Origin of the sequence: Actinopolymorpha sp. B9G3, assembly GCF_040120725.1 — a bacterium.
Classification (GTDB): Bacteria; Actinomycetota; Actinomycetes; order Propionibacteriales; family Actinopolymorphaceae; genus Thermasporomyces.
This window is the reverse complement of the sequence record NZ_JBEEAB010000008.1, coordinates 248986-272917: the sequence shown is the minus strand read 5'-3', so window position 1 is coordinate 272917 and position 23932 is coordinate 248986. Positions and strand designations below refer to the sequence as shown.

Sequence of the window (23932 nt, the reverse complement as noted above, 5' to 3'; positions counted from 1 at the left end):
GCACGGACACCCGCTTTGTTGCGGCGCCACGACTGTGCGGTCGGCGGACTGCACGTCACCGGCCTCATGGAGCCGTTGCCGGCAACGGCTCGCACGTGGTCGCGTCGGCGGTCGCTTCGTCGCCCGCTCCGTCGCTCGCCCGGTCCGTGCCGTCGTTCGCAAGGTCCGTGCCGTCGCTCGCCCGGTCCGTACGCAGGACGGCGATGGTGAGGACGGCGAGCCCGAGGAAGGCCAGGCCTCCGACGAGTCCGACTACGTTGAGACCGGCGGTGAACGCCGTCTGGGCGGCGACCAACAGTTCCTGCCCCGGGGCGCCCGCCAGCTGGTGGGCAGCGGCCGTCGCAGCGGTGATGCCCTCCAGTGCGGTGGTTGCCACCTCGGCAGGCGCCGAGGCGGGCATGGTGTCGGCCAGCGCACCGCGGAAGACGACGGCACCGAGGGAACCGAGCGACGCCACGCCCAGCGCGATCCCGAACTCCCCGCTGGTCTCCGACACAGACGACACGGCGCCGGCCTTCTCCGGAGAGGTCGAGGCCAGAACGAGGTTCATCGTCAGGGCCATGGGCAGGGCGATTCCCGCAGAGGCGAGGACGAGTCCGGTCACCACCAGAACAAGCCCACCGGCCCCTGTGATCTGGGTGAGTACCAGGAGCCCGAAGCCGCTGACCGCCAGTCCGGCCGCGACGACGTAAGTCGGCCTGAACCTGTCCGCGAGCTTCGGCGCCACCATGAAGCCCGCGACCATCGCGATGCTCCCCGGGATCTGCCACAGGCCGGCCGTCAGCGGCGTGAACTCCTCGACCACCTGCAGGTACAACGCCGTCTGCAGCGAGACACCCGCCATGACGATGCCGCTGAACACCATGATCGCCATCGCGGTGCTGAACGACCGGCTGCCGAACAGTCGCAGGTCGAGCAGCGGCTCGGCGAGGCGGCGCTGCCGGCGTACGAACGCAACGCCGAACGCGAGACCCACGATGAGCGCGGCGCCGGCAACGGGGTTCCAGCCGTCCCGGGCCAGCGTCTTCAGGCCGTGAATCGCCGGCAGGATCGCGGCGAGGGACAGCGCGACGCTGCTGAGGTCGAGGCGACCGGCCGCGCGGTCGCGGTACTCCGGGAGCAGGATCGGGCCGGCGACCAGCAGCACCAGCATGCACGGGACCCCGATCAGGAACGCCGATCCCCACCAGAAGTGCGCCAGCAGTGCGCCGCCGACCAGCGGGCCGACGAGCATGCCGCCCATGAAGCAGCTGAACCACACGCCGATCGCCACGCCCATCTGCTTCGGATCGTGGAACATGTTCCGGATCAGCGCCAAGGTCGAGGGCGTGAGCGTCGCCCCGGCGATCCCGAGAAGTGCGCGGGCGGCGATCAGCATCTCAGGAGTCGTGGCGTACGCAGCGACCACCGAGGCCACGCCGAACGCCGCCGCGCCGATCAGCAGCAGCTTCCGCCGCCCCACCCGGTCGCCCAGGTTGCCCATCGTCACCAGGAACCCGGCCAGCAGGAACGAGTAGATGTCGAGGATCCACAGCTGCTGGGTAGTCGATGCGCCCAGGTCGGCGCTCAGCCGCGGCAGGGCGAGATAGAGGACGCTGACGTCGATCGACAGCAGGAGTGTGGGTAGGGCGAGAACGGCCAGCCCGATCCACTCCTTCCGGGACGCGCCGCGGATGTCGCTCGTGGGATGTTCGGTCGTCGCCACGCCGTTATGGGTGCCCTTGGTGGCTGTCGCCTCGCTCATCGGGAGTTCCTCTCACAGGGTTGCCTGTCCCTATGGACCCGCGCCGCGAGCAAAACTCATCGCTCCCCCGGGGCCGGCTAGAGCGGGCCGACGGCGGTGACGCGCACCACCGCCTCGCCGGCCTCGTCGGACGCCGCGAGGTCGACCTCGGCGCTGATGCCCCAGTCGTGGTCTGAGTCCGGGTCGTCGAAGATCTGCCGGCAGAACCACCGGTCGGAACCCATGTCGATCATCAGCAGAGCCGGCCCGCGCGCGTCAGGTCCGGTGCCGAGCCGGTCGTACTCGTCGAAGTACGCCTCCATCGCCGACGCCCACGCGTCGGCGTTCCACCCGGCGTCGGCATCGAGTTCGCCGAGGGCGTCGTAACGGCGCAGAGCCGCCAGCTCGACCCGGCGGAACAACGCGTTGCGCACCAGGACCCGGAACGCCCGCGTGTTGCCGGTCAGCGTCTCCGGCCGCGCGGCGACCTCGGCCGCCGGGTCGTCGGTGGGGTTCTGCAACCGTTCCCATTCGTCGAGCAGGCTGGAGTCGATCTGGCGTACCAGCTCGCCCAACCACTCGGTGAGGTCGAGAAGCTCCTCGGTCCGCGCGTCCTCCGGCACGGTCTGCCGCAGCGCCTTGTACGCATCGGCGAGGTAGCGCAGCACCAGGCCCTCGGACCGCGCGAGGCTGTAGTGGCTGATGTACTCCGTGAACGTCATCGCCTGCTCGTACATGTCGCGCGCCACGGACTTCGGCGACAGCTCGTGGTCGGCCACCCAGGGATGGCCGCTCCGGTACATCTCGTACGCCGCTTCGAGCACGTCGGCAAGCGGCTGCGGGTAGGTGACGTCCTCGAGCAGCTCCATCCGTTCGTCGTAGTCGAGACCGTCGGCCTTCATCTGCGCCACCGCCTCGCCGCGCGCCTTGGACCGTTGCGCGGAAAGGACCTGCCGCGGATCGTCGAGCGTCGACTCGAGCACCGACAGCACGTCGAGGGCGTACGAAGGAGACTCCGTGTCGAGCAGCTCGATCGCCGCGAGCGCGAACGGCGACAACGGCTGGTTGAGCGCGAAGTCCAGCGGCAGGTCGACCGTCAGCCGCACCGCCCGCCCCTCGGCGTCGCGCTGATCCAGGCGTTCGACCACGCCTCCGGCCAGCAGCGCGCGGTAGATCGCGATGGCCCGGCTGATGTGCCGGCGTCGCGCCGACGGCTCCTCGTGGTTGTCGGTGAGCAGGTGCCGCATCGCGTCGAACGCGTCCCCGGGCCGCGCGATCACGTTGAGCAGCATGGAGTGGCTCACCACGAAGCTGGACGTGAGCGGCTCCGGTGCGGCCGCGACCAGCCGTTCGTAGGTCGGCTTCCCCCAGCCGATCGTGCCCTCCGGCGGCTTCTTGCGTACCACGCGTCGCCGCTTCTTCGGATCGTCGCCGGCCTTGGCGAGCGCCTTCTCGTTCTCCACGACGTGCTCGGGCGCCTGGACGACGACGGTCCCGAGCGTGTCGTAACCAGCCCGACCGGCGCGCCCCGCGATCTGGTGGAACTCGCGCGCCTTGAGCAACCGCACCTTGGTCCCGTCGTACTTCGACAGACCCGTGAACACGACCGTACGAATGGGCACGTTGATGCCCACGCCCAACGTGTCCGTTCCGCAGATGACCTTCAGAAGCCCTGCCTGGGCAAGGGTTTCGACCAGTCGGCGGTACTTCGGCAGCATCCCCGCGTGGTGGACGCCGATGCCGTGACGGACGAGCCGCGAGAGGGTACGCCCGAAGCCGGCGGCGAAGCGGAAGTTGCCGATCAGCTCGGCGATCCGGTCCTTCTCCTGCCGCGTGCAGACGTTGAGGCTCGTCAACGCCTGCGCCCTGTCCATGGCCGCCGCCTGGGTGAAGTGCACGACGTAGACCGGGGCCTGGTGGGTGGTGAGCAGCTCCTGGAGCGTCTCGTGCAGCGGGGTCGTGACGTACGAATAGACCAACGGCACCGGCCGCTCGGTCCCGGCCACGACGGCGGTCGGCCGCCCGGTTCGCCGGGTGAGGTCGGCCTCGAAGCGGCTGACGTCGCCGAGCGTCGCCGACATGAGGACGAACTGCGCCTGCGGCAACTCGAGCAGCGGCACCTGCCAGGCCCAGCCGCGATCGGGTTCGGCGTAGAAGTGGAACTCGTCCATCACCACCTGACCGACGTCGCCGTGGTGCCCTTCGCGCAGGGCCAGGTTGGCGAGGATCTCGGCCGTACAGCAGATGATCGGCGCTTCGGCGTTGACGGCGGCGTCGCCGGTCATCATGCCGACGCGCTCAGGCCCGAACATCGCGCACAACGCGAAGAACTTCTCCGAGACGAGCGCCTTGATCGGTGCCGTGTAGAACGTCCGCCGCCCGGTGGCCAACGCCGCGAAGTGTGCGCCTGCCGCGACCAGGCTCTTGCCCGACCCGGTGGGCGTGCTCAGGATCACGTTGGCGCCCGAGACGATCTCGATCAGCGCCTCCTCCTGGTGCGGATAGAGGCTGAGCCCCTGACCCGCCGCCCACCCGGCGAACGCGTCGAAGAGGGAGTCGGCGTCGGGTTCGGCGAGGCCGGAAAAGGCGTCGGGAAGCGCGATGGTCGAAGTCATGGCCACTCCATCGTGCCGTAACCATGCGCGGCTCCACCCGTTGCCTATGCGTGACGAATCCGGCAAAGCCGGATCATCCACGACACTTCCTACGAGGGGATGGCCATGGACCAGGTGACCCTGGGAGGACGACCGCCCGGCCGGGGTGCGGGCAAGGCGGGTACGACACTCGGCGCGGTCGTCGTCGTCCTGGTCCTCCTCGTCGTCGCCGCCCTCGGCTACGGCACGTGGAGCTGGGCGGCGGGGCCCCGAGCGAACGAAGGTCCGTTGGAGTCGCGGGCGTTCGAGGACGGGTGTGCGTGGCCGCGGGAGTACTTCCCCCGCGCCGCCGCCTACACCGGCGAGGCGCCTCATCCGGTGCAGATCCTGATCGAGGAACACGCGGCGAGCGGTGACTACTACACCGGGATGGTGCTCCTTGCGCCGAATGCGGCGGAGCGGCTGCCCGGCTATCTCAACCCGCGCGAGACGGCGGAGGTCCAACTGCTCGCGTGCCTCGACCAGACCGGGCAGGGCCGGCAGGTGCGTACCTGCCGCTTCGCCGAGCCGTCCGCGACGGTCCCGGTGTACGAAGCGACCTACGACATCACCGTCTACGAGGCCCGCACCGGCGCCAAGGTCGGGACCGCCGTGATCCCCGCGGCCGCCACCGCCAGTTGCCCGATGCTGCTCAGCTACGACTCCGACGACGAGCCGAAGATCTTCACCAAGCCCAGCGCGCGCCAGGTCGACGACGCGCTGGCGTCGTTCACCCGCGCCTACTGAGGTCAGGCGACTGGCTGTGCGGCACTTCCCGTACGTACCGAGCGCAGCGCGCCAGCCCAGCTGAGCACCTCGTCCAGCATGGTCTTCATCGAGGCCTCGTGGCGCGGATCGGGCTGGAACTCGGTGAAATTCACGAAGTCGGTGAAGAGCGACAGCGAGACCTGAGGTCCCACGTCGGCCACCTTGAGGTGTGCCATCACCTGCCGGATCTGTTCGATGGCACGGATTCCGCCATCGGCGCCGTAGCCGACGAACCCCGCCGCCTTGTGATGCCACTCGGCGTAGACGAAGTCGAAGGCGGTCTTCAGTGCCCCCGGCATCGAGTGGTTGTACTCCGGCGTGACGAAGATGTACGCATCGCACGCACCGACCGCGGCCGCCCAGCGCTTGGTGTGCGGATGGGCGTACTCTCCCACCGCCGCCGGGACCGACTCGTCCAGGTGCGACAGCCCGTAGTCGGCCAGGTCGACGATCTCGTACTCCGCGCCGCCGTGCTTGGTCGCGAGGTCGTGGACCCAACGGGCCACCGTGTCACCGTTGCGGCCGGGGCGCGTGCTTCCGATGATGATTCCCACTCTGGTCATGAGTCCTGACCGTACGAGCAGAGCAGAAGACGCCCCATGCGTAGAAGTCTTCCGACCATACGTCAGCGTCTCCGGTCGGCGGCAGCGGAAGGACGCCGGATAGGCTGGCGGTCATGGACGTCCTCAGTCACGTGATCACCGCCATGCGGACTGGGCAGCCGCGATCGTTCCTCGTCGAGTGCCGGGCGCCGTGGGGTAGGTCGTACCAAGCCGTCCCCGGCGCGGGTTTCCACGTGATCCTCCAGGGCTCGGCCTGGCTGCTCCCCGAAGATGGCGATCCGGTCGCGCTCGGGGTCGGCGACGTGGTGTTCATGCCGCAGGGGATCACTCATGCGATGGCCGACAGTCCCACCACGCCGACGGTGCCGACGCACCCGGACGAGCACTGCCGGACCGAGCGGCACGTGGTCCCGGTCGGCCCGGACCGACCGAACGGCTCGGCGCCACTGACGGTGATGCTCTGCGGGATGTACCGCCTCGACCGGTCGCGGATCCATCCGCTGCTGCGGGAGTTGCCCGACGTCGTCCATCTCCCGGCTCGGCTCGGGCACCATCCGTCGCTGCGCGCGGCCGTCGACCTGCTGGGCGGTGAGCTGCAGAACCCCCGCTACGGAACGGACGCCGTGGTCCCCGCCCTGCTCGACATGCTGTTGCTCTACATCCTGCGGGCGTGGACGGAGGACCAGCCCTGCGACGAGGCGGATGGCGGGTGGGCCGCCGCGCTCAGGGATCCGGCGGTCAGCGCGGCCCTGTGCGGCATCCACCGCAGCCCCGAACGCCAGTGGACGGTCGAGAGCCTCGGCGCCGAAGCCGGCCTCTCCAGGGCGGCGTTCGCCCGCCGGTTCACCACGCTGATCGGACAGCCGCCGCTGGCCTACCTCACCTGGTGGCGGATGACGACGGCGGCGAAACTCCTTCGCGACACCGACATCTCGTTGCATTCGGCCGCACAGCGGGTGGGCTACACCTCGGAGTTCGCGTTCGCCAACGCGTTCAAGCGGGCTTTCCGCACCGCGCCCGGTGCCTACCGTCGCCAGCACGCGGGCGAGCCGGTCACGGCCGGCGACGCCGCCACTCAGCCGGGGGAGTCGGCCTCGAGCATGAACTGACCCGCGACGATCTCATGGGCCACGTAGCCGATCGACTGCTCGTGGCTGAAGGCGTGGAACTTCACCCGTGCGAGCGCGTCGTCGAGGCTGATGCCGAGGAACTCGGCGACCATACCGGTGGCCTGGTAGACCTCGGCGCGCTCGCCCAGTCGTACCGCCGCGAGACTGCTCCCCACGTCCTCCGGTCCGCCGGCGTGACCGAGGATCGACACCAGTGCGAGTTCCGCGCACATCGCGGCGTCGTGCAACTCGTCCGGGTCCACCAACCGTGGGGTGGTGCGGTACAGCTGGAGGACACCGACCCGGTTCCCGTCCGACGACAGCGGGAGTGCGGCGAGGGCGCGGATCCCCAGGTCGGCGGCCGCCGGAGCGAAGACCGGCCAGTCGTGCGCCGACGCCTCGCTCGCCACGTCCTCGACGATGACCGCGTGGCCGGTCTGCAGGGCATGGATCTTGGGGCCCTGGCCCAACGTGAACTGCAGGTCGGCGAGCGTCTTGGCAAGCTCGCCGGATGTTCCCAACAGCGCTGACCAGCGATGGGCGCTGATCAACGACAGGGCGGCGCCGTCGGCACCCGCCACCTCGGCGCAGGCGTCACACACGTGGTCGCCGGACTCCGGTCCGTCCGTCCGGTCGGCACAGTCGGCAAGCAACCGGTAGAGCCGTGCGTAGCGGGTAGCAGCAACGGCGGATCCCGCTCGAGGTTCAGCGTTCACGAGTGGTCCATTCCTCGCCACTCCGCCCGCGGAGTGGGGGCGCGCCGTTGGCGCACGCCGGCGGTCGACAGGGCGTCGAGAATCCTCGACGAGTCGACGGTTCCGTCGACCACCGACTCGGCGACCTCGACCAGACCAGTCCGGTGCTTGCGGGCAAAACGGAACAATGCCTGGAACGCCTGCGCGACGTCGATGCCGCCCCGTTGTGCCAGCATTCCCTTTGCCTGTTCGATGACGACGCGTACGTCCAGGGCGGACTGCAGCTGGGTCACGCCACCGTGCAGGCCGTGCGCAGCCGTGTAGCGCTGCAGGAGCCCGACGACGGCGATGTCGGCGATCGCACCCACCAGGCGGACATGATGCACATCGAGACGGTCGTCTTTGGTCGCGAGCAGGCCGAGTGCGCCGATGCTTGTCTCGCGGTCATGAAGCGGAAATGCCAGAACGCCACGGACCCCAGCTTTCCGGGCATCTGTCGCGAACTCCGGCCATCGCCGGTCAGCCCTTGCCAGGTCCGTCTCGATGACGGGCTCCAGCAGGTGACAACTGTCCGCGCAGGGGCTCTCCTCGGGATGCGCGGCGAAGAGATCGCCCAACTCCGGCACGGCAGGGGCAGCCGTCGCCGCGGCGTGGAGGTCGCCGCCCGGGCCGACCAGCATCACGCCCGCCGCCGACACACTGAACAGGTCGGTGCAGTGATGGGCAACCCGGTCAAGGAATTGGTCGGAGTCCTGGGCGTCTTCGGCGGTCGCCGACTCGTCGAATCCTTCGTATGTGGGGTGTTCGAGCTCCCCGAACATGCTCACCAGCCCTCGCCTGACGTTCGCGGGGGGACGGGTACCCCCGACGCTGATCGCTTCCACGCTCGCCGAGGTGAGGGCCAAAAGTCAACGGGAGTGAGGGGAAAACCCCAGGTCACGCCCTGGTATTCGGACACCTGTCCGAGATGAAGTGAGCCGACGCATTCCCGCGGGATGGCCTGCATAGGTGTCCCGCAACGACTGCCGTGTCCCTGCGGCCATTGTTGGCCATGTCCACTCATCCCCGAGAATATTGACAGCCGTTCGGGTCCGGGCCACACTGCCGGCATTTCATTGAAACGATCCAGAATACTAGTGGACATGGCCGGTCGGGGCGCAGTGTCCGTGGCGGCCCGTGGTGGCCCGTGGTGCCGCGGGCGGACGAAGGGGAGGACGTGTCATGTCTGCACGAGGGGCTCGACCAGATCGGGGTGTGATCAGGCGGGCGGTCGCGCTGCTCGTCGGTGTGCTGCTCGCCCTTCCAGCGGCCACGTCCGCTTGGGCGGGGTCCGCGGTCGGCGCGGAGGTGTCACCCAAGGCGGAGGCGGGCATCGCGTTGGTGGTCGCGAAGGACACGACCGTGGAGGTGGCGGGCTCCGCGGGTGCGGCCGGGGTCGAGGCGCGGATCTACGCCCTGGGAACGGAGGCCGATCCGGAGAGTTACCCGGGCGCCGATCCTGTCGCGGCGGTGACGTCCGGCGCTGACGGCGCGTTCACCGCCTCGCTGCCGCGCGTGGACGGTGCGGGTCATGACCGCCTCTACGACCAGTTTGTCGCCGTCACCGGCGAGGGCGACGCTGCCCAGGTCCTGGGGGAGCCGCGCCATGTCGACGCCCTCGACTTCACCCCCGCCCGGAACTTCGCGTACCCGCGGGCCGCCAGCAAGAAGGGCCTGCAGGTGGAGATGACCGACGACGCCGAGGAACTGGGCGTGCAGCACGCCGGCATCAACGTCGCGTTCAACGAGATCATGCGGATCGACGCCGGCGACGACCCGTCGAAGGTGATCGAGTTCTCTTCGGGCGGCCGTTCGTACTTCTTCGACGCCGACGCCGTAGCGACGCTCGACGGGCAGGTCAAACCCCTGTCGGACAACGGTTCGCTCGTCAATCTGATCCTGATCCTCTACCAGGACAGCGATCCGACGTCGGCCTGGCCGGTCCTGCGCCATCCGGACGCCGACGTGAGCTCCGGCACGGTGTTCGCGTTCAACACCAAGACCGCCGAGGGTGTGGGGTACTACACCGCGGCCATGGAGTTCCTCGCCGACCGCTACACCCGTGACGACGAGAAGTACGGCCGCGCCGTCGGCTACATCGTCGGCAACGAGGTGGACGCCCAGTGGGTGTGGGCGAACGCCGGCGACATGACGCTCGAGGACTTCCTCGGCTACTACGCCAAGGCGGTCCGGATCGCCTGGCAGGCCACGCGAAAGTCCTGGAACGGCGCGCGTACCTACATCTCCCTCACCCACTGCTGGACGATCGTCTGCGGAGAGAACCCCGACCCGGCCAACCCGACCCGGTTCTACGCCGGCAAGGACGTCATCGACCAGTTGAACTCCCTGACCAAGCGCACCGGCGACGTCGGCTGGGACATCGCTCACCACCCCTACCCCGAGAACCTCGGCGACCCCGCCGTGTGGGACGACGAGACTGCCCTGCCCGGCTTCGACACGCCACGGATCACGTTCAAGAACATCGAGGTGCTCCCCGACTACCTCGCCCGGGACGACCTCGGCTACGCCGGCGCGAGTCGGCGGATCATCCTGTCCGAACAGGGTTGCCACACCCCTGGCGATTCGCTGGAAGCCGAACGCCTGCAGGCCGCGTGCTATGCCTACGCCTACTACAAGGTGCGCTTCCTCGACAGCATCGACGCGTTCATCCTGCATCGCCACGTCGACCACCAGCACGAGGGCGGCCTGCGGTTGGGCCTGTGGACGTGGGACGACGAACGCGAAGAGCCAGCGATGCCCGGACGGCACAAGGTGAGCTACGACGTCTTCGAGGGAATCGACACCGCACGCTCGCTCGAGGTGACCGACTTCGCGAAGGACGTCATCGGGATCGACGACTGGGCCGAGGTCGTGCCCGGCTTCGATCCGGACGAGCTGGCCGATCGGACCGAGCCGCGCCAGGTCGGCACGAGGATCGCCGCGAAGCCGTTGCAGGAAACGGTGATCGCCGACTTCGAGGACGGCGTCGACGGCTGGCGCCTGTCCGACAACGCCTCGGCGGTGGAGTCGGTCGCTGGCGGCTTCGAAGGAGACCGCGCCCTGCGGGTCCGGTTCGACAACACGAGCCAACTGCGGGAGTGGTCGAGGGAGGCGAAGACCTGGAAGGGAACCGATGTCGTCCTCCCCGAGCCAGTCGACGCGCGTGCCACCCCGCACCTGAACCTCGGAGTCCGGGTGCCGGAGCCGGGGCCGGGCGACTTCCAGCCCGGCAACGTGTTCTACGCCAAGATCCAGGTCTACTCCGCGACCGGTGAGGTGGCCTATGGTCTCGCCCGGCTCGATCCCGCGCGCGGCTGGAACCCGCTGTCGCTGGACCTGTCCGGCTGGGCCCCTCGCTCGGCCATCGGACGGATCAAGGTCTGGGTGCGGGGAACGACCAACGACGAGTGGCGCGGCTCCTTCGACGTCGACCACGTGACGGTGTCGCGCAAGGTCGCACCCGCGTCGGCGCTGCGCAACATCGACGCGGTGGCGGAACTGTCGGACCGGAGCGGCGTGGGCTCGACCCTCTCGGTCACGGTGACCAGCAACGACGCCAAGCCGCTCGAAGGCAAGGTGAGCTTGACAGCGTGCGATGGGGTGGGGGTGGAGCCGGCCGCGCTCGACGTCACCGGCCTCGCGACCGGCGTGAGTCGCACGTACGACACCGAAGTGACAGCATTCGAACCCGCCGACGCCGACCATCCCGCGATCTGCCTCGACTACGGGGATGCGACGCTCCGGCTGCACATCACCGTCCCCCCGCCCGTTCCGACAGCGGTGTACGACTTCGAGGACGGCCCCGCCGGGTGGGCCCCGGGGCAGAACGTCGACTCCGTGGCGACGGTGGAGAGCTTCGCCAACGGACCCGGCTCACCGCACGGCGGGGACTGGGCACTGGAGGCGACCACGACGCCCGGGCCGGCGTCGGCCGCGAAGACCGTCGTCGTCGCACCCGCCACCCCACTGGATCTGTCGGCGGCAACCGGTGTCGTCGCCTGGGTCGACGCCTACGGCGGTGCACCCGGCGCGACCGGCTACGAAGCCACGCTCACCCTCGTCAGCGGAGAGGAGCGGCTGACCAGCACGCTCGATTCGTTCAAGCCGGACCAGTGGAACGCCCTCACCGTCGACGTGGCCGACTGGCCGCACCGTGGCCGGATCACCGCGATCGAGATCGGCTTCCGCGCTCTCGGCACCGACGCGCCGTGGGGAGCACGGTTCCAGGTCGACGACGTGGCGTATCTTCACTGAGCTATGTCCTACCCACCGATTCGCTACACCGGTGAGACCGGAGAGGTCAGCGCGACCTTCCGGCCACGTGACCACGAACCCGAGCTGTCGTACACCTCGGGTGGCTCCGTCGACTACCTCACCACCGGGGCGTCGACCGGCGGGGACTTCGGGCTCTACCGCTGGAACTTCGGCCCGAACGAAAGCGGACCCGGACCGCACTTCCACAAGACGATCTCCGAGTCGTTCTACATCCTCGACGGAGCCGTCCGGCTCTACAACGGAGAGCAGTGGGTCGAGGCGACCGCGGGCGACTTCCTCTACGTCCCTCCGGGTGGCATCCACGCCTTCCGGAACGTCGCCGGCGAGCCCGCGTCGATGCTGCTGCTCTTCACCCCGGGTGCCCCCCGGGAGGAGTACTTCGAGACCCTCGCGGAGCTCGCCCGGGGCCGGACGCTCACAGACGAGGGACGCGCCGAGTTCTACCTACGCCACGACAACTACTGGCTCGAGGGGTCCTGAGCCCGGTCCGTACGTCAGCGTCGTACGGCAGAATTTCTGGGGCCGGATGTCCAAGCCGGATCGCCCGCTCCGACGTCTCCGGCGAGAAGGGCCCGAGAGGGTTCGCAAACGTGAGGAGCGAGGACATGAAGTACATCATGCTGGCCTACACCAACCCCGAGGGCTGGGCCAACGCGACGCCGGAAGAGGTCCAGAAGGCCTGCGACTTCTACGCGCAGTTGGGCAAGGAGCTCAGCGAGTCCGGCGAGTTCGTCGCCACCGAGGGCCTGGGCGACCCGTCCCACACCGTGACCGTCCGGAAGCAGGACAGCGGACCGGTCGCCACCGACGGCCCGTACGCAGAGGTGAAGGAGGTCCTGGTCAGCTTCGGCATCGTCGACGTGGAGAGCCACGACCGGGCCCTCGAGATCGCCGCCCGGATCGTGGACGCCATCGGGGACACCGTGGAGCTGCGCCCGTTGATGGCACCCGACGGCTTCGAGGCCTGACCGAAGCCGGGCGATCCGATGGCGTACGACACCAGCCTCGAGGACCTGCTGCGCGACCTCGCGCCGCAGGTCCTCGGCGCGGTCGTCCGGCGCTACGGGCACTTCGACACCGCCGAGGACGCGGTCCAGGAGGCGCTGCTCGCCGCCGCCGTCCAGTGGCCAGCCGAGGGTCGGCCGGACAGCCCGCGCGCGTGGCTGATCCAGGTCGCCGCGCGCCGGCTGACCGACCAGCTCCGCAGCGACCAGGCGCGCCGGCGCCGGGAGGACGCCGAGGGGCTGCGGGTCCCGCTGGAGGCCTACGTCGCCCCGGCCGCCACATGCGGCTGGCGGCCGACGCCGACGACACCCTGATCCTGCTCTTCCTGTGCTGCCATCCCTCCCTCTCGCCCGCGTCGCAGATCGCGCTCACGCTGAGGGCCGTCGGCGGCCTCACCACGGAGGAGATCGCGCGGGCGTTCCTCGTCCCCGACCAGACGATGGGCAAGCGGATCAGCCGGGCGAAGCGGACCATCAGGTCCTCCGGCGTTCCGTTCAGCCTTCCTCCGCCCCACGAACGCGCAGCGCGGCTCGGCGCGGTGCTGCACGTGCTGTATCTGATTTTCAACGAGGGCTACTCCGCGACGTCCGGCCCGGACGCCTGTCGCGTCGAGTTGTCCGGCGAGGCGATCCGGCTCACCCGCATGGTGCGTCGGCTCCTGCCCGCCGACGGCGAGGTCGCCGGACTGCTCGCCCTCATGCTGCTCACCGACGCGCGGCGCCCCGCTCGCACCGGTTCCGACGGCGAGCTGGTCCCGCTCGCCGAACAGGACCGCAGCCAGTGGGACCGCGAGGCCATCGCAGAGGGGACCGCGCTCGTCACCGACGCGATGTCGCGCACCGCCCTCGGTCCCTACCAGCTCCAGGCCGCCATCGCCGCAGTCCACGACGAGGCCGCGCGCGCCGAGGACACCGACTGGCGCCAGATCGTCGCGCTGTACGACCTGCTCGCCCGCATCTGCGGGACCAACCCGGTGGTGACCATGAGCCACGCCGTCGCGGTCGCGATGGTCCACGGACCGCGCGCCGGGCTCGACCTCCTGGCACCTCTGGACGACGACGAGCGGACCGCGACGCATCACCGGCTCTCCGCGGCGCGGGCGCACCTGCTGGAGATGGCCGGCGACCACGAAGCCGCCAGTGAGCACTACGCGACTGCCGCCCGTCGTACGACGAGCCTTCCCGAACGCCGCTACCTCACAGCCCGCGCCGCCCGGGCGGGTAAAACCGCTCTATCGTGAGCGAATGGCGAAGTCGTCGCAGGTTCTGGAGGTCGCCGGTCGCGAGGTGACCATCACCAACCCGGACAAGATGGTCTTTCCGGTCGGCGGCCACACCAAGCTCGACCTGGTGAACTACTACCTCGCCGTCGCCGACGGTGCCCTGCGCGGCATCAACGGCCGGCCGATGATCCTCAAAAGGTTCGTCAAGGGAATCGACGAGGAGGGGTTCTTCCAGAAGCGCGCACCTGCCAACCGGCCCGACTGGATCGAGGTCGCCGAGTTGCACTACCGCTCCGGGACGTCCGCCGCCGAGGCCGTCGTCCGCGACGCCGCCGGCCTGGCGTGGGCGGTGAACCTCGGCTGCATCGACCTCAACCCCCACCCGGTGCGGGCGGAGGACCTCGACCATCCCGACGAACTGCGGATCGACCTCGACCCGGTGCCCGGCGTCGACTGGCGCCAGATCATCGACGTCGCGCTCGTCGCGAGGGAGGTCCTCGAGGACCACGGCCTGACCGCCTGGCCGAAGACCTCGGGCTCCCGCGGCTTCCACGTCTACGCGCGGATCGAACCCCGATGGGCCTTTCGCGACGTACGCAGGGCCGCCGAGACCGTCGCCCGCGAGGTCGAGAACCGCGCGCCCGACCTCGCGACCGCGCGGTGGTGGAAGGAGGAACGCCAGGGCGTCTTCGTCGACTTCAACCAGAACGCCAAGGACCGGACCGTGGCGTCGGCCTACTCCGTACGACCGAAACCCGACGCACGGGTCTCCACACCGCTCGCGTGGGCGGAGGTACCGGACTGCCGTCCCGAGAACTACACCCTGCCCACCGTGCTTGCGCGGTACGCCGAGCATGGTGACCCGTGGAAGGGCATGGAGGACTCGTCCGGGTCGCTCGACGCGCTGCTCGCCCTCGCAGACCGGCTGGGCCCGGCGGAGAAACCTCCGAAAGGCGTCGGCCGGCGCCAGTCGACGATGCCGCTGATCGAGATCGCGCGCGCGAAGACGAAGGACGAGGCCCTTTCCGGGCTGGAACGCTGGAAGTCTCGGCATCCCTTCGTCGTAGGCCACCTCGAACCCGCCGACATCCTCGTCGACGGCATGCGCGGCCGGAGCTCGGTGTGGTACCGGATCCGCGTCAACCTCCAGCACGTACCCGAGGGTGAACGCCCGCCGCAGGAACCGCTCGAGGTCGACTACGACCCGTGGGCCAACACTCCCTGGGCCCAACCCGACAGCTCGCGCACCGACGCCTGAGCGGCCCCGTCCGTTGGGCGCCCGGGCCGGTCACAGGTGGAGGACGACGTACTCCCGGTCGACCTCGACCCGGTAGGTCTCGGCTTCGTACGGGCCCTTCGCGTATCCCGCGAGGGACTCGTGGGTCTCCACGGTCGCGTCGTAGGACTGGACTCTCGTCTTCGCCGGGTCGAACCACGACTGCCCGGTCATGACGTCGAACTCCCAACCGTGCCACGGACACCGCAGGATCTCGCCGCGCCGGAGATAGTCGTACGTGCCCGGTCGCGGCGACCGTACGAGGCCGGAGAGGACGCCTTCACACAGCGGTCCGCCCTCGTGGGGGCACTGGTTTCGCAGGGCGTAGTAGGCACCGTCGACGTTGAACACCCCGATCGAACGCTTCGCCACGGTGACGATCTTGCGGGCGCCCGGCGGGATCTCGTCGACGGTCGCGACGACGTAGCTCGGCATCGTCGACCGTCCCTCACGCCAGCCCGTACAACGCCTTGGCGTTGCCGGCGAAGATCTTCTGCCGGTCCTCTTCAGGCAGCCGCACCCGGAACGCGCGGTCCGGGTCGTCGTAGTCCCAGTGCGGGTAGTCGGTCGAGAACATCACCCGGTCGGTGCCGCCGAGGTGGTCGAAGACCTGCAGGATGTGGCGTGGGTCGTGCGGTTCCTCGATCGGCTGCGTGGTGACCCACATGTGGTCGCGGATGTACTCCGACGGCGCCCGCTTCAGGTGCGGCACCTCCTCCTTCAGCCGCCGCCAGTGCTTGTCGAGGCGCCACATCAGCGGCGGCAACCAGGCGAAGCCGCCCTCGATCAGGACGACCCGCAGTCGCGGGAAACGCTCGAAAACCCCTTCACAGACAAGGCTCACGACGTGTGCCTGGAACGCCTGCGCCATGTCGGTGTGGTCCTCGATGTAGTACGACGGCCAGCCGGAGGCCGTGACCGGAACTCCGCGGGTGCCGCCGCCGAAGTGGATGCCGACCGGAAGGCCGTGCCGCTCGGCCGCCTCGTAGATCTTCCAGTACTTCCGGCGGCCGAGCGGTTCGGCACTGCGCGCGACCAGCAGGACCTGGACGAAACCGGGATGGTCGGCGAACCGGTCGATCTCGGTGACCGCGAGGTCGGCGTCCTCGTAGGGGATCGCGACGCCGGCGCGCAGCCGCGGCTCCTTGTCGAGCCACTCGACGATCTGCCATTCGTTGACGGCGCGGGACAGTGCCGCGGAGTAGTCGGCGTTGAGCTGGGTGCCGGCGGCGCTGAGGCAGTTGAGGATGCCGTAGGAGATGCCCTCGGCGTCAAGGAGCTGTTGGCGCATGAAGTCCAGGTCGCCGCCCGCCGGACGGCCCGACGGTGGCCAGGCGTCATGGCGCGCGGCGGCGGGACTTCCCTTCGGATACAGCGATCCCTGGTGCGTACGCGAGCCGAAGAGAGCGCCGTGGCGGCGCCACCGCTTCGGCAGGTACGCATCGAGCGCGCCCGGCCAGACGGCGTTGTGGATGTCGCAGTCGACGATCGGTGGCCGGGTCCGCTTCGCGGTGGTGCGGGTCGGGGCCATCGGCGTGGTGGCGGCCATGCGGCGTACTCCGTACTGTCTGACGTCGCTTTGTCAGAACCGGTAGGTGGCGCGGGCGTTGGCGGCGAGGATCGCGCGTTCGAGATCGTCGCGGAGTCCGGTGGGGAGAAGTCCTTCGCCGGAGTCGTACTGCCAGTGCGGGTAGTCGGTCGCGAACAGCAGCATCGCGTCGTCGCCGAGCTGTTCGATGGTCTCGACGAGCTGGCGCGAGTCGGACGGTTCGTCGAGTGGCTGCGTGGTGAGCCGGATGTGCCTGCGGATGATCTCCGACGGGGGCTGGTCGACCCAGGGGATCTCCCGCCGCAGGCCCTTCCAGTTCTTGTCGAAGCGCCACATCAGGGCGGGCAGCCAGGTGAAGCCGCCCTCGATGAGCACCACCCGAAGGCGCGGGTGGGTGGTGAAAACCCCTTCGCTGACCAGGCTCACGACCTGGGCCTGGAACGCCTGGGCAATGCTTACGTAGTCCTCGAGGTAGTACGACGGCCAGCCGACGGGTGTGATCGGATTGCCGCTCACCCCGCCGGCGTGGATGCCGACGGCCAGGTCGTGACGTTCGGCGGCCTGGTAGATCGGCCAGTAGCGTCGTCTGCCCAACGGCGCCTCCGTGCGCACGGGGAGCAGGACCTGGACGAAGCCCGGATGGTCGCCGAGCCGGTCGATCTCCTGTGCCGCGAACTCCGGATTCTGCGGCGGTACGACGAGTGAAGCGCGCAGGCGTGGTTCCTGGTCGAGCCACTCCGCGACCTGCCAGTCGTTGACCGCGCGCGCCATCGCGAGAGCCCAGTCGTCGTTGTGGATGGCGGAGATCTCGATGCCGCAGTGGGTGACCGCGTGACTCGCCTGCCAGTGGTCGAAGACGTACGTACGAAGGACATCGAGGCCAGCGGTCGCCGTGGAGGACGGGGGTATGGCCACGATTCCAGGGTGGTGGGAAAGTGGCGCGTTCGGCGGATACAGCGGCGGGTTGACGGCACGAACACCGCTCTCCGTCATGTAGTCGCGCCAGCGCTGGTCGAGATGGCGCTCGAGCTGGTCGAACGACGGGACGGGGAGATGGACGTCGCAGTCGATGAGATCCGCGTCGCGCCATCGGTCCGGCCGGCGGGGGAGTGTCGTGTCGCTCGCCTCGCCTGTGTCGAGCATGCCGCCACCCTTGTCTTTCCGTGCCGGACGCGAGAACCGGTGCGGATGTCGCGCGCTGCGTGGAACGGAAATTCCACGATGCGACGAACGTAGGTATGCGCGTCGCGCGACGTCAAGGGTTCGTACAGATGCGGACACGCTCACGCCGAGAGGATTCGCCCGACATTCTCCTCGGAGAAGAACTCAACCGGCGACGTCACCCCCGCGTTCACCCGAACGAACGCGTCCATCGCCTCGCGGTTGCCCTGGATGGCGCCGAGCAGCTGCGCCATCTCCGGCGGCGGGGGCTCCAGCTTGGCGAGCTGGGTGGTGAACTCGTACATCGGCAGGGCGCGCTGGTCGCGGGCGGACTGGTAGCGCACCATCGCGACCTCGAAGGAGCACACGCCGGAGAACGCCTCGGCTATCGCGCTCACGCACAGCTCTGCGTCTCGGAAAGCGTCGCTGATCCCCTGGGCCGTGATGAAGTCCTTGTTGTAGCCGGCATCACCGACGAGCGCCCAGCCGGGGCCGAACGGCCTGCGGAAGAAATTCGGCAGGGCCATGCCGACGAAACGCGCCTCGCGACGGGCGGCACGGATCCGCTCGACGAAGGCCGGCACCAGTGCGAACGTCTTGTGGTAGTTGCCCTCGATGTCGGTCTTGTTTGCTTCGAACTCCGCGTACGGCCAGCCGGCGATGACCAGGGTGAGGTCGTCGTTCGTGGGGATCGCGGCAAAGCCCCGCTCCGGGCGAAGGTAGACCTCGAACCGGCCGTCCATCGGCAGGCCGCTGAAGTACGTGTAGTAGCTGGACTGCAACCGGGGTTGGTCGTGGTACTGGTCGGTCTGGACCGCCTTGGCGACGACGGACTGCCAACCGTCGGCTCCGACGACCACGCGCGCGTGTTCGGTCATGGTCGGACCGTTGCGGGTGTGCCCCTGAATTCCCGTCACCCGACCGTTCTCGACCACGACGTCGGAGACGGTGAAGCCCTCCCGAATCTCGGCTCCCGCCGCGGCTGCAGCATCGACGAGCAGCTTGTCCAGCACCGTCCGCCGAGGACAGTACGACACCGGCTCAGCGTCGGTCCCGGGGCTCCCGGCGATCGTGAACGGCCCGAGGTCGAACGCGTACGTGTGGATCGGCGGGCATCCCGTCCCCTTGACCTGCTCGAGCAGTCCCCACCTGCGCAGTGCCGCCACGCCCGGTGGGTGGACCAGATGGGTCGAGATCGTGTCACTGGGAAAGGTCGCCCGGTCGACGACAAGGACCCGGTAACCCTCCCTGGCCAGCAGCATGGCGGTGGGCGAGCCCGCGCAGCGCGCCCCCACCACAATCGCGTCGTACACGTTCTTGGTCACGTCCGGCTCCTTCGTCGGGTACAAGGAGCAGCGTGCGGCCACCGGACGTCCGGAGTATCGGGGAACTCCCCTATCTAGAGCACCAATTCCACGGGGAGTCGCCTGACTCCCCTTGAAACTGGCCATCTAGCGGCGGGGATTTCCCCTCGTGACGTGGGCGGCCGCCTCGGCCCGGTTGCGCAGGCCAAGCTTCGCCAGCAGGTTGCCCACGTGGTGTTCGACGGTCTTGCGGGTGATGAAGAGCCGATCGCCGATCTCGGCGTTGGACAACCCTGCGCCGAGCAGGTGGAGGACCTCGGACTCGCGCCTTGTCAGCGTGCCGAAACCCTTCGGCCCCGTGCGGACGGGCGCGCCGAGCGAACGCAGAAGCGCCCCGGCGGCGTCGGCATGCCGGGCGGCCTTGAGGCGCTCGAAGTCGTCGAGCGCCGCCTTGGCGGCCGCGATCGCGACCTCGGGGGACTGTGTCGCGAGTGCCCGGGCCATCTCCAGCCGGGTCTCGGCCAGCTCCATCGGCAGCTGAGCCCGCGTGAAGTCCTGCAACGCGGAGTGCAGGCAGCCGCGGGCGTCCGAATCCCCGCGAGCTACGCAGATCCGTCCCTTCGCCAGCGCTGCCACCGCCCGTAGGTACGGCATGTGTTGCAGCCCGGCGATGCGGTCCAGGCGTTGGGCCACGCGCTCGGCGGCGTCGAGGTCGCCCTGGTCGAGGTGGACTTCGACGAGGAGGGCGAGCAGCGGGCCTATCAGAGTCGTCTCGCCGGCGGTCGGGACCGCGTCGTCGGCGCCGGCGGTGCACCGCTCGAGAAGGTCCCGGGCCAACGCCGTCTCCCCCTTGGCGAGGTGGAGGGCGGCAAGGGTGCGAACCGCGTCCGGATGGGTGTCGAGCCCGTCCAGGAGCAGAGCGGCCTGCTCGAGATCCCCCTGCCGTAGGCGAAGCTCGGCGAGGCGGATGAGCGAGAACGCGCGCCGGTCCGACATCCCTCGGGCGAAGCACCGGGCGGACTCGACGAGCTCAGCCTCCGCCTCCTCCCAGCGTCCAGCCGCGGTGAGAATGCCGCCGTAGTGAGCGCGACAGAGCGCCGCGACGACATTGCTCCGCCGCAGGTGTTCCGCGGCCGCGCGTACCCACTGGTCCGCCCGCGGGACGTCGTTCACCAGTTCGCACATCCAGAAGAACCGGCAGAAGATCGCCTCGACCGTGGCGAGGTCGGTCAGTTCGCCCGCGCAGGCCGCGGCCAGGCCCTCGTCGCAGAGGGTCAGACCCTCGGTGACGCGATCGGTCATGACGAGGACGCAGCCGAGGCATACCAACGCCTCGAACTCGATGTCGGGGTCGCCGAATCGCCGTCCGATGGTGACCGCCTCGCGCAGCAGGTCCTCGCGTACCTGGACGTCTGGTTCTGAGTAGGCGTCGATGAGCAGGACCCATCCGTGCTCGGGGCCATCCTCGCGCGCTTCGGTGAAGATGGTGCGGGCCCGGGCGAACCACCCACTCCCCACAGCCCAGTCACCCAGGACATAGCCGCGGATCCAGCCGGCCGTGCGGGCAGCGAGCCCGGCGGCCATGCTGTTGCCTTCCCGACGGTGGGCGGCGTACGCCCGCTCGTAGTGCGCCGCGGCGGCAGAGTAGTCCCGCTGCCAGTACAGCGCCTCGGCCAGACCCTCGAGGGCCGCACCGGACTCGGTGTCGGCCAGGGCGAGTTCGAACGCAGAACGGGCGGTCACCGTGTCGCCTGCACGGAGGGCCGCAACTCCCTGGTCGATCAGAACCGAGCTCACCCCATGATGATGGCACGACAGGGCGGGCGCTCCCGCAGACTGTGCGGATGACGATCGGATGGCGAACGTCGCCTGGGCGATTCCAGGTGCAAGATATGACGGTGCCGCGGCATGGTCAGCCTGAAGGAAGCGATTTTCCTTGCTGGCAAGGGATTTGACGCCTGCGTACGGAATGAGCATCTGATAGAATCGCTGCTATGTTCGATTTCGGGGGTGTGGATTTCTCGGTGTTGGCTTCGGCTGTGCCGGGTCCTGAGCTTGGTGTGCTGTTGGCGCGGGTGGATCTGGCTGCGGTGAATGGTCATGCGCGTGTGTTGGTGATGCGGGCGTGGGAGCGGCAGGTGTCCTGGGCGAGTGCGCAGTTGTATGGGGCGATGGCATATGTGGCGCGGTCGCCTGCGTGTGAGCCGGACTCGCCGCCCGGATTGAACGCGTCGTTTGGTGAGTTCGCGTCTGCGGAGGTGGGTGCGGCGTTGTGTCTGTCGCCGGGGTCGGCTGATCGTGAACTGTCTTTCGCCTTCGAGCTGACCGAGCGACTTCCCGCGACTCGCGCGGCGCTGTCGGCAGGGACGATCAGTCTGGGTAAGGCGCGGGCGATCGTCGAGGAAACGTGTTGTCTGGCGCCGGAGTTGGCGGGTCAGGCGGAGGAGTTCATTCTTGCCGCGGATGCGGCGTCCGGCGTGGGCTTGACTCGGGCGCAGGTGGTGCGGCGGTTGCGGCGGAAGGTGCTGGAGTTGGACCCGGCGGGTGCGGAGGAGCGTCGGCGGGAGGCGCAGCAGGGTAGGCGGGTCGGGTTCGGTGCGAACCCGGACGGGACGGGGAGTATCGCTGGTCTGGATCTTCCGATGGCGGGGACGGCGGCGGCCAGGGTGTTCATCAAGACCCACGCCAGACGAATCAAACGAGCCGGAGACGTCAGGACGTTGGCCCAGATCGAGGCTGATGTGTTCCTCGACCTGCTCCGCGGCCGCCACCCCACCGCCAACCTCGACCCCGCAGCCACCGCCGACGCCGATACGACCACGTCCGCCGACCCGACCACGTCCGCCGACCCGACAAGTAGTGCCGATCCGCGTTGTAGTGCTGACCCGCCACCCGCCGGCTCCTCCGGCAGGCGCACCGGTGCTGATGCGGCCGCTTCTCCCGGCGCTGGGGCAGGTTGGGGCGGCGGGGACACCGATGTTGATCTGGACGATCCGGGTGATGCCGGTGTGTGCGCCGGGACAGGTGATGAATGGCTGGTGGCGAAGGTCGAACTCGTCGCCGAGCTGGAAACCTGGCTTCGGCTGGGCTCCCGCGCAGGCGAACTCGCCGGACTCGGTGCTATCACCCCCGCGGTGATCGACGACATCAAGGACGCCGCCGCCGGCGGGTTCGAATACTGCCGCACCGTCACCCTCGACGGCGAAGTCGTCTACCACCAGGCCAGCAGCCGCCGCTACAAACCCACCGCCGCCCAACGCCGGTTCATCGAAGCGATGCACCGCACCTGCGCCCAACCCGGCTGCTCCAGAACAGCCACCCAGTGCGACCTGGACCACACGATCGAACACCGATTGGGCGGACCCTCCTGCGCCTGCAACCTCGCACCGCTATGCCGGCGACATCACCGCGCCAAACACCAAGCCGGCTGGTGGTGGACCCACAACCGACCCGACCACCTCACCGCCCAAAGTCCACTCGGCCACACCTACACCATCCAACCCGAACCACCACCCGGCGCACTGCCAGCAGATTCGGCCGCTACGACAGCCGGGCGATGAGGCGCTGGGCGAGGTCATCGAGGATCCTGGTCGCGGATTCATTGATGCCATCGCCCCGGTGTCCGGCGACGGTTCTGCGGAACGCATCGACGAGTTCGCGAGACGGCTTGCCGTCCTCGACCGCCGCCTCGATCGTCGTCAGCTGGCCCTCCAGCGAGGCGTAGGCACCCTCCGCCTCGCCGCGGTCCCGCAACTCGTTCAGCCGAGCTCGACAACCGGGAGGGGATCGGATGTCGGTATCGAGCCATCCCACTCCTCGCTGGGCGTGGGGGTGGCACTTGGCAGACTGGACGGATGAAGATCACCGTGCTCGGCGGATGCGGGGCCTGGCCGGCGGCCGGGCTGGCGTGCAGCGGCTACCTCCTCGACCATGACGGGTTCCTGTTGCTCGTCGATCCCGGCTACGCGACCCTGCCAAGGCTGCTGGAGCTGGTACCGGCCGAACGCATCGACGCGGTCGCCGTCACCCACAAACACCCCGACCACTGCGCCGACCTCAACCCGCTGCTCCGCGCGCGGGCGCTGCGGGACGACCCCGCACCCGCTCTCCCTGTCCACACGTTGCCAGGTGCGCTGGACGCCGTCCTCGCGCTCGACCGTCCCGGAATGCTTGATGAGGCGTACGACCTGCAGGAGTTCGCCGCAGGTGAGGCGTTCGAGGTGGGGCCGTTCGGGATCGAGACGATGCTCCTCCCGCACTATGTGCCCAACGCGGGTCTCCGGATACGCGCCGACGGAGCGACCGCCACCTACACCGGCGACACCGGTCCCAGCCCGTTGGTCGCCGAACTCGCCGCGGGCAGTGACGTGCTGATCGCCGACGCGTCGTACGCCGAGGAGGTGCCGGAGGACTCCGCCGCCTACCTCACCAGTGCGCGGCAGGCGGCGCTCCAGGCGGCGGAGGCGGGCGTCGGGCGGCTCGTCCTGACTCATCTGGTGCCCGAAACGGACCCGGACGCTGCCCTCCGAGCGGCCCGCGACGGGTTCGGCGGTCCGATCGACGTCGCGCGCCCAGGGCTGACACTCGACGTCCCGCGGCAGAGCGGCTAG

General features: G+C 69.2%; 19 protein-coding genes and 1 pseudogene. 9 read left to right on the top strand and 11 right to left on the bottom strand.

Translation table 11 applies throughout. From position 1 onward, the window contains the following. Positions 1–64: 64 nt before the first annotated feature. Together ABNF93_RS16765 and ABNF93_RS16760 are read right to left on the bottom strand one after the other, a co-directional pair. On the bottom strand, positions 65–1744 hold the full coding sequence (locus ABNF93_RS16765) for an MFS transporter (RefSeq protein WP_349329006.1): 1680 nt from the start codon (positions 1742–1744) through the stop codon (positions 65–67). Positions 1745–1821: 77 nt separating this feature from the next. After that, entirely contained in the window at positions 1822–4338 is a 2517-nt protein-coding gene (locus ABNF93_RS16760; RefSeq protein ID WP_349329005.1) for a DEAD/DEAH box helicase, read from the bottom strand. A gap of 105 nt (positions 4339–4443) precedes the next feature. On the opposite strand from ABNF93_RS16760, the gene ABNF93_RS16755 reads away from it, so the two are divergent. Then, the gene (locus tag ABNF93_RS16755; RefSeq protein WP_349329004.1) at positions 4444–5103 is read left to right on the top strand and encodes a hypothetical protein; all 660 of its coding nucleotides are present in this window, start codon (positions 4444–4446) and stop codon (positions 5101–5103) included. 2 nt (positions 5104–5105) lie between these two features. On the opposite strand, the gene ABNF93_RS16750 is transcribed toward ABNF93_RS16755, so the two are convergent. Further along, positions 5106–5687, bottom strand: a complete 582-nt coding sequence (locus tag ABNF93_RS16750; RefSeq protein WP_349329003.1) for an NADPH-dependent FMN reductase — start codon at positions 5685–5687, stop codon at positions 5106–5108. 113 nt (positions 5688–5800) lie between these two features. Here ABNF93_RS16750 and ABNF93_RS16745 point away from each other — a divergent pair, with 113 nt between their 5' ends. After that, the gene (locus tag ABNF93_RS16745; protein ID WP_349329002.1) at positions 5801–6796 is read left to right on the top strand and encodes an AraC family transcriptional regulator; all 996 of its coding nucleotides are present in this window, start codon (positions 5801–5803) and stop codon (positions 6794–6796) included. Here the strand turns inward: ABNF93_RS16745 and ABNF93_RS16740 are convergent. Further along, positions 6763–7512, bottom strand: a complete 750-nt coding sequence (locus ABNF93_RS16740) for a GAF and ANTAR domain-containing protein (RefSeq protein WP_349329001.1) — start codon at positions 7510–7512, stop codon at positions 6763–6765. The genes ABNF93_RS16745 and ABNF93_RS16740 overlap by 34 nt on opposite strands. Next, positions 7509–8312, bottom strand: a complete 804-nt coding sequence (locus ABNF93_RS16735; RefSeq protein ID WP_349329024.1) for a GAF and ANTAR domain-containing protein — start codon at positions 8310–8312, stop codon at positions 7509–7511. Before ABNF93_RS16735 ends, ABNF93_RS16740 begins: the two co-directional genes overlap by 4 nt. A 400-nt stretch (positions 8313–8712) precedes the next feature. On the opposite strand from ABNF93_RS16735, the gene ABNF93_RS16730 reads away from it, so the two are divergent. The 5 genes and pseudogenes from ABNF93_RS16730 (at position 8713) to ligD (ending at position 15290) form a co-directional block, all read left to right on the top strand. Continuing rightward, entirely contained in the window at positions 8713–11784 is a 3072-nt protein-coding gene (locus ABNF93_RS16730; RefSeq protein ID WP_349329000.1) for a DUF5722 domain-containing protein, read from the top strand. 3 nt (positions 11785–11787) lie between these two features. Next, complete coding sequence (locus ABNF93_RS16725) at positions 11788–12285, top strand: cupin domain-containing protein (protein ID WP_349328999.1); 498 nt, start codon at positions 11788–11790, stop codon at positions 12283–12285. 125 nt (positions 12286–12410) lie between these two features. Further along, entirely contained in the window at positions 12411–12773 is a 363-nt protein-coding gene (locus ABNF93_RS16720) for a YciI family protein (protein ID WP_349328998.1), read from the top strand. An 18-nt stretch (positions 12774–12791) separates the two neighbouring features. Then, positions 12792–14050 (top strand): annotated as a pseudogene (locus tag ABNF93_RS16715) (RNA polymerase sigma factor). 4 nt (positions 14051–14054) lie between these two features. Continuing rightward, positions 14055–15290, top strand: a complete 1236-nt coding sequence (ligD, locus tag ABNF93_RS16710; RefSeq protein WP_349328997.1) for a non-homologous end-joining DNA ligase — start codon at positions 14055–14057, stop codon at positions 15288–15290. Between the two features lie 30 nt (positions 15291–15320). Here the strand turns inward: ligD and ABNF93_RS16705 are convergent, their stop codons facing one another. From ABNF93_RS16705 to ABNF93_RS16685, 5 genes are all read right to left on the bottom strand, one after another. Further along, entirely contained in the window at positions 15321–15743 is a 423-nt protein-coding gene (locus ABNF93_RS16705) for a Rieske (2Fe-2S) protein (RefSeq protein ID WP_349328996.1), read from the bottom strand. 13 nt (positions 15744–15756) lie between these two features. Next, a complete protein-coding gene (locus ABNF93_RS16700; protein ID WP_349328995.1) occupies positions 15757–16857 on the bottom strand; it encodes an amidohydrolase family protein in 1101 nt (366 codons plus the stop codon). A gap of 33 nt (positions 16858–16890) precedes the next feature. Beyond that, complete coding sequence (locus ABNF93_RS16695) at positions 16891–18000, bottom strand: amidohydrolase family protein (RefSeq protein WP_349328994.1); 1110 nt, start codon at positions 17998–18000, stop codon at positions 16891–16893. Between the two features lie 140 nt (positions 18001–18140). Beyond that, positions 18141–19343, bottom strand: a complete 1203-nt coding sequence (locus ABNF93_RS16690) for an NAD(P)/FAD-dependent oxidoreductase (RefSeq protein ID WP_349328993.1) — start codon at positions 19341–19343, stop codon at positions 18141–18143. Between the two features lie 126 nt (positions 19344–19469). Then, positions 19470–21119: a LuxR C-terminal-related transcriptional regulator gene (locus ABNF93_RS16685; RefSeq protein ID WP_349328992.1), complete on the bottom strand. Its 1650-nt coding sequence runs from the start codon at positions 21117–21119 to the stop codon at positions 19470–19472. A gap of 197 nt (positions 21120–21316) precedes the next feature. Here ABNF93_RS16685 and ABNF93_RS16680 point away from each other — a divergent pair, with 197 nt between their 5' ends. Continuing rightward, positions 21317–22882 (top strand): HNH endonuclease signature motif containing protein, encoded by a 1566-nt coding sequence (locus ABNF93_RS16680; RefSeq protein WP_349328991.1) that lies wholly within the window; start codon positions 21317–21319, stop codon positions 22880–22882. Here the strand turns inward: ABNF93_RS16680 and ABNF93_RS16675 are convergent. Then, positions 22863–23075, bottom strand: coding sequence for a hypothetical protein (locus tag ABNF93_RS16675; RefSeq protein WP_349328990.1), 213 nt, complete (start codon positions 23073–23075; stop codon positions 22863–22865). The two genes, ABNF93_RS16680 and ABNF93_RS16675, sit on opposite strands and share 20 nt — an antisense overlap. 101 nt (positions 23076–23176) lie before the next feature. Here ABNF93_RS16675 and ABNF93_RS16670 point away from each other — a divergent pair, with 101 nt between their 5' ends. After that, positions 23177–23932: an MBL fold metallo-hydrolase gene (locus ABNF93_RS16670; RefSeq protein WP_349328989.1), complete on the top strand. Its 756-nt coding sequence runs from the start codon at positions 23177–23179 to the stop codon at positions 23930–23932.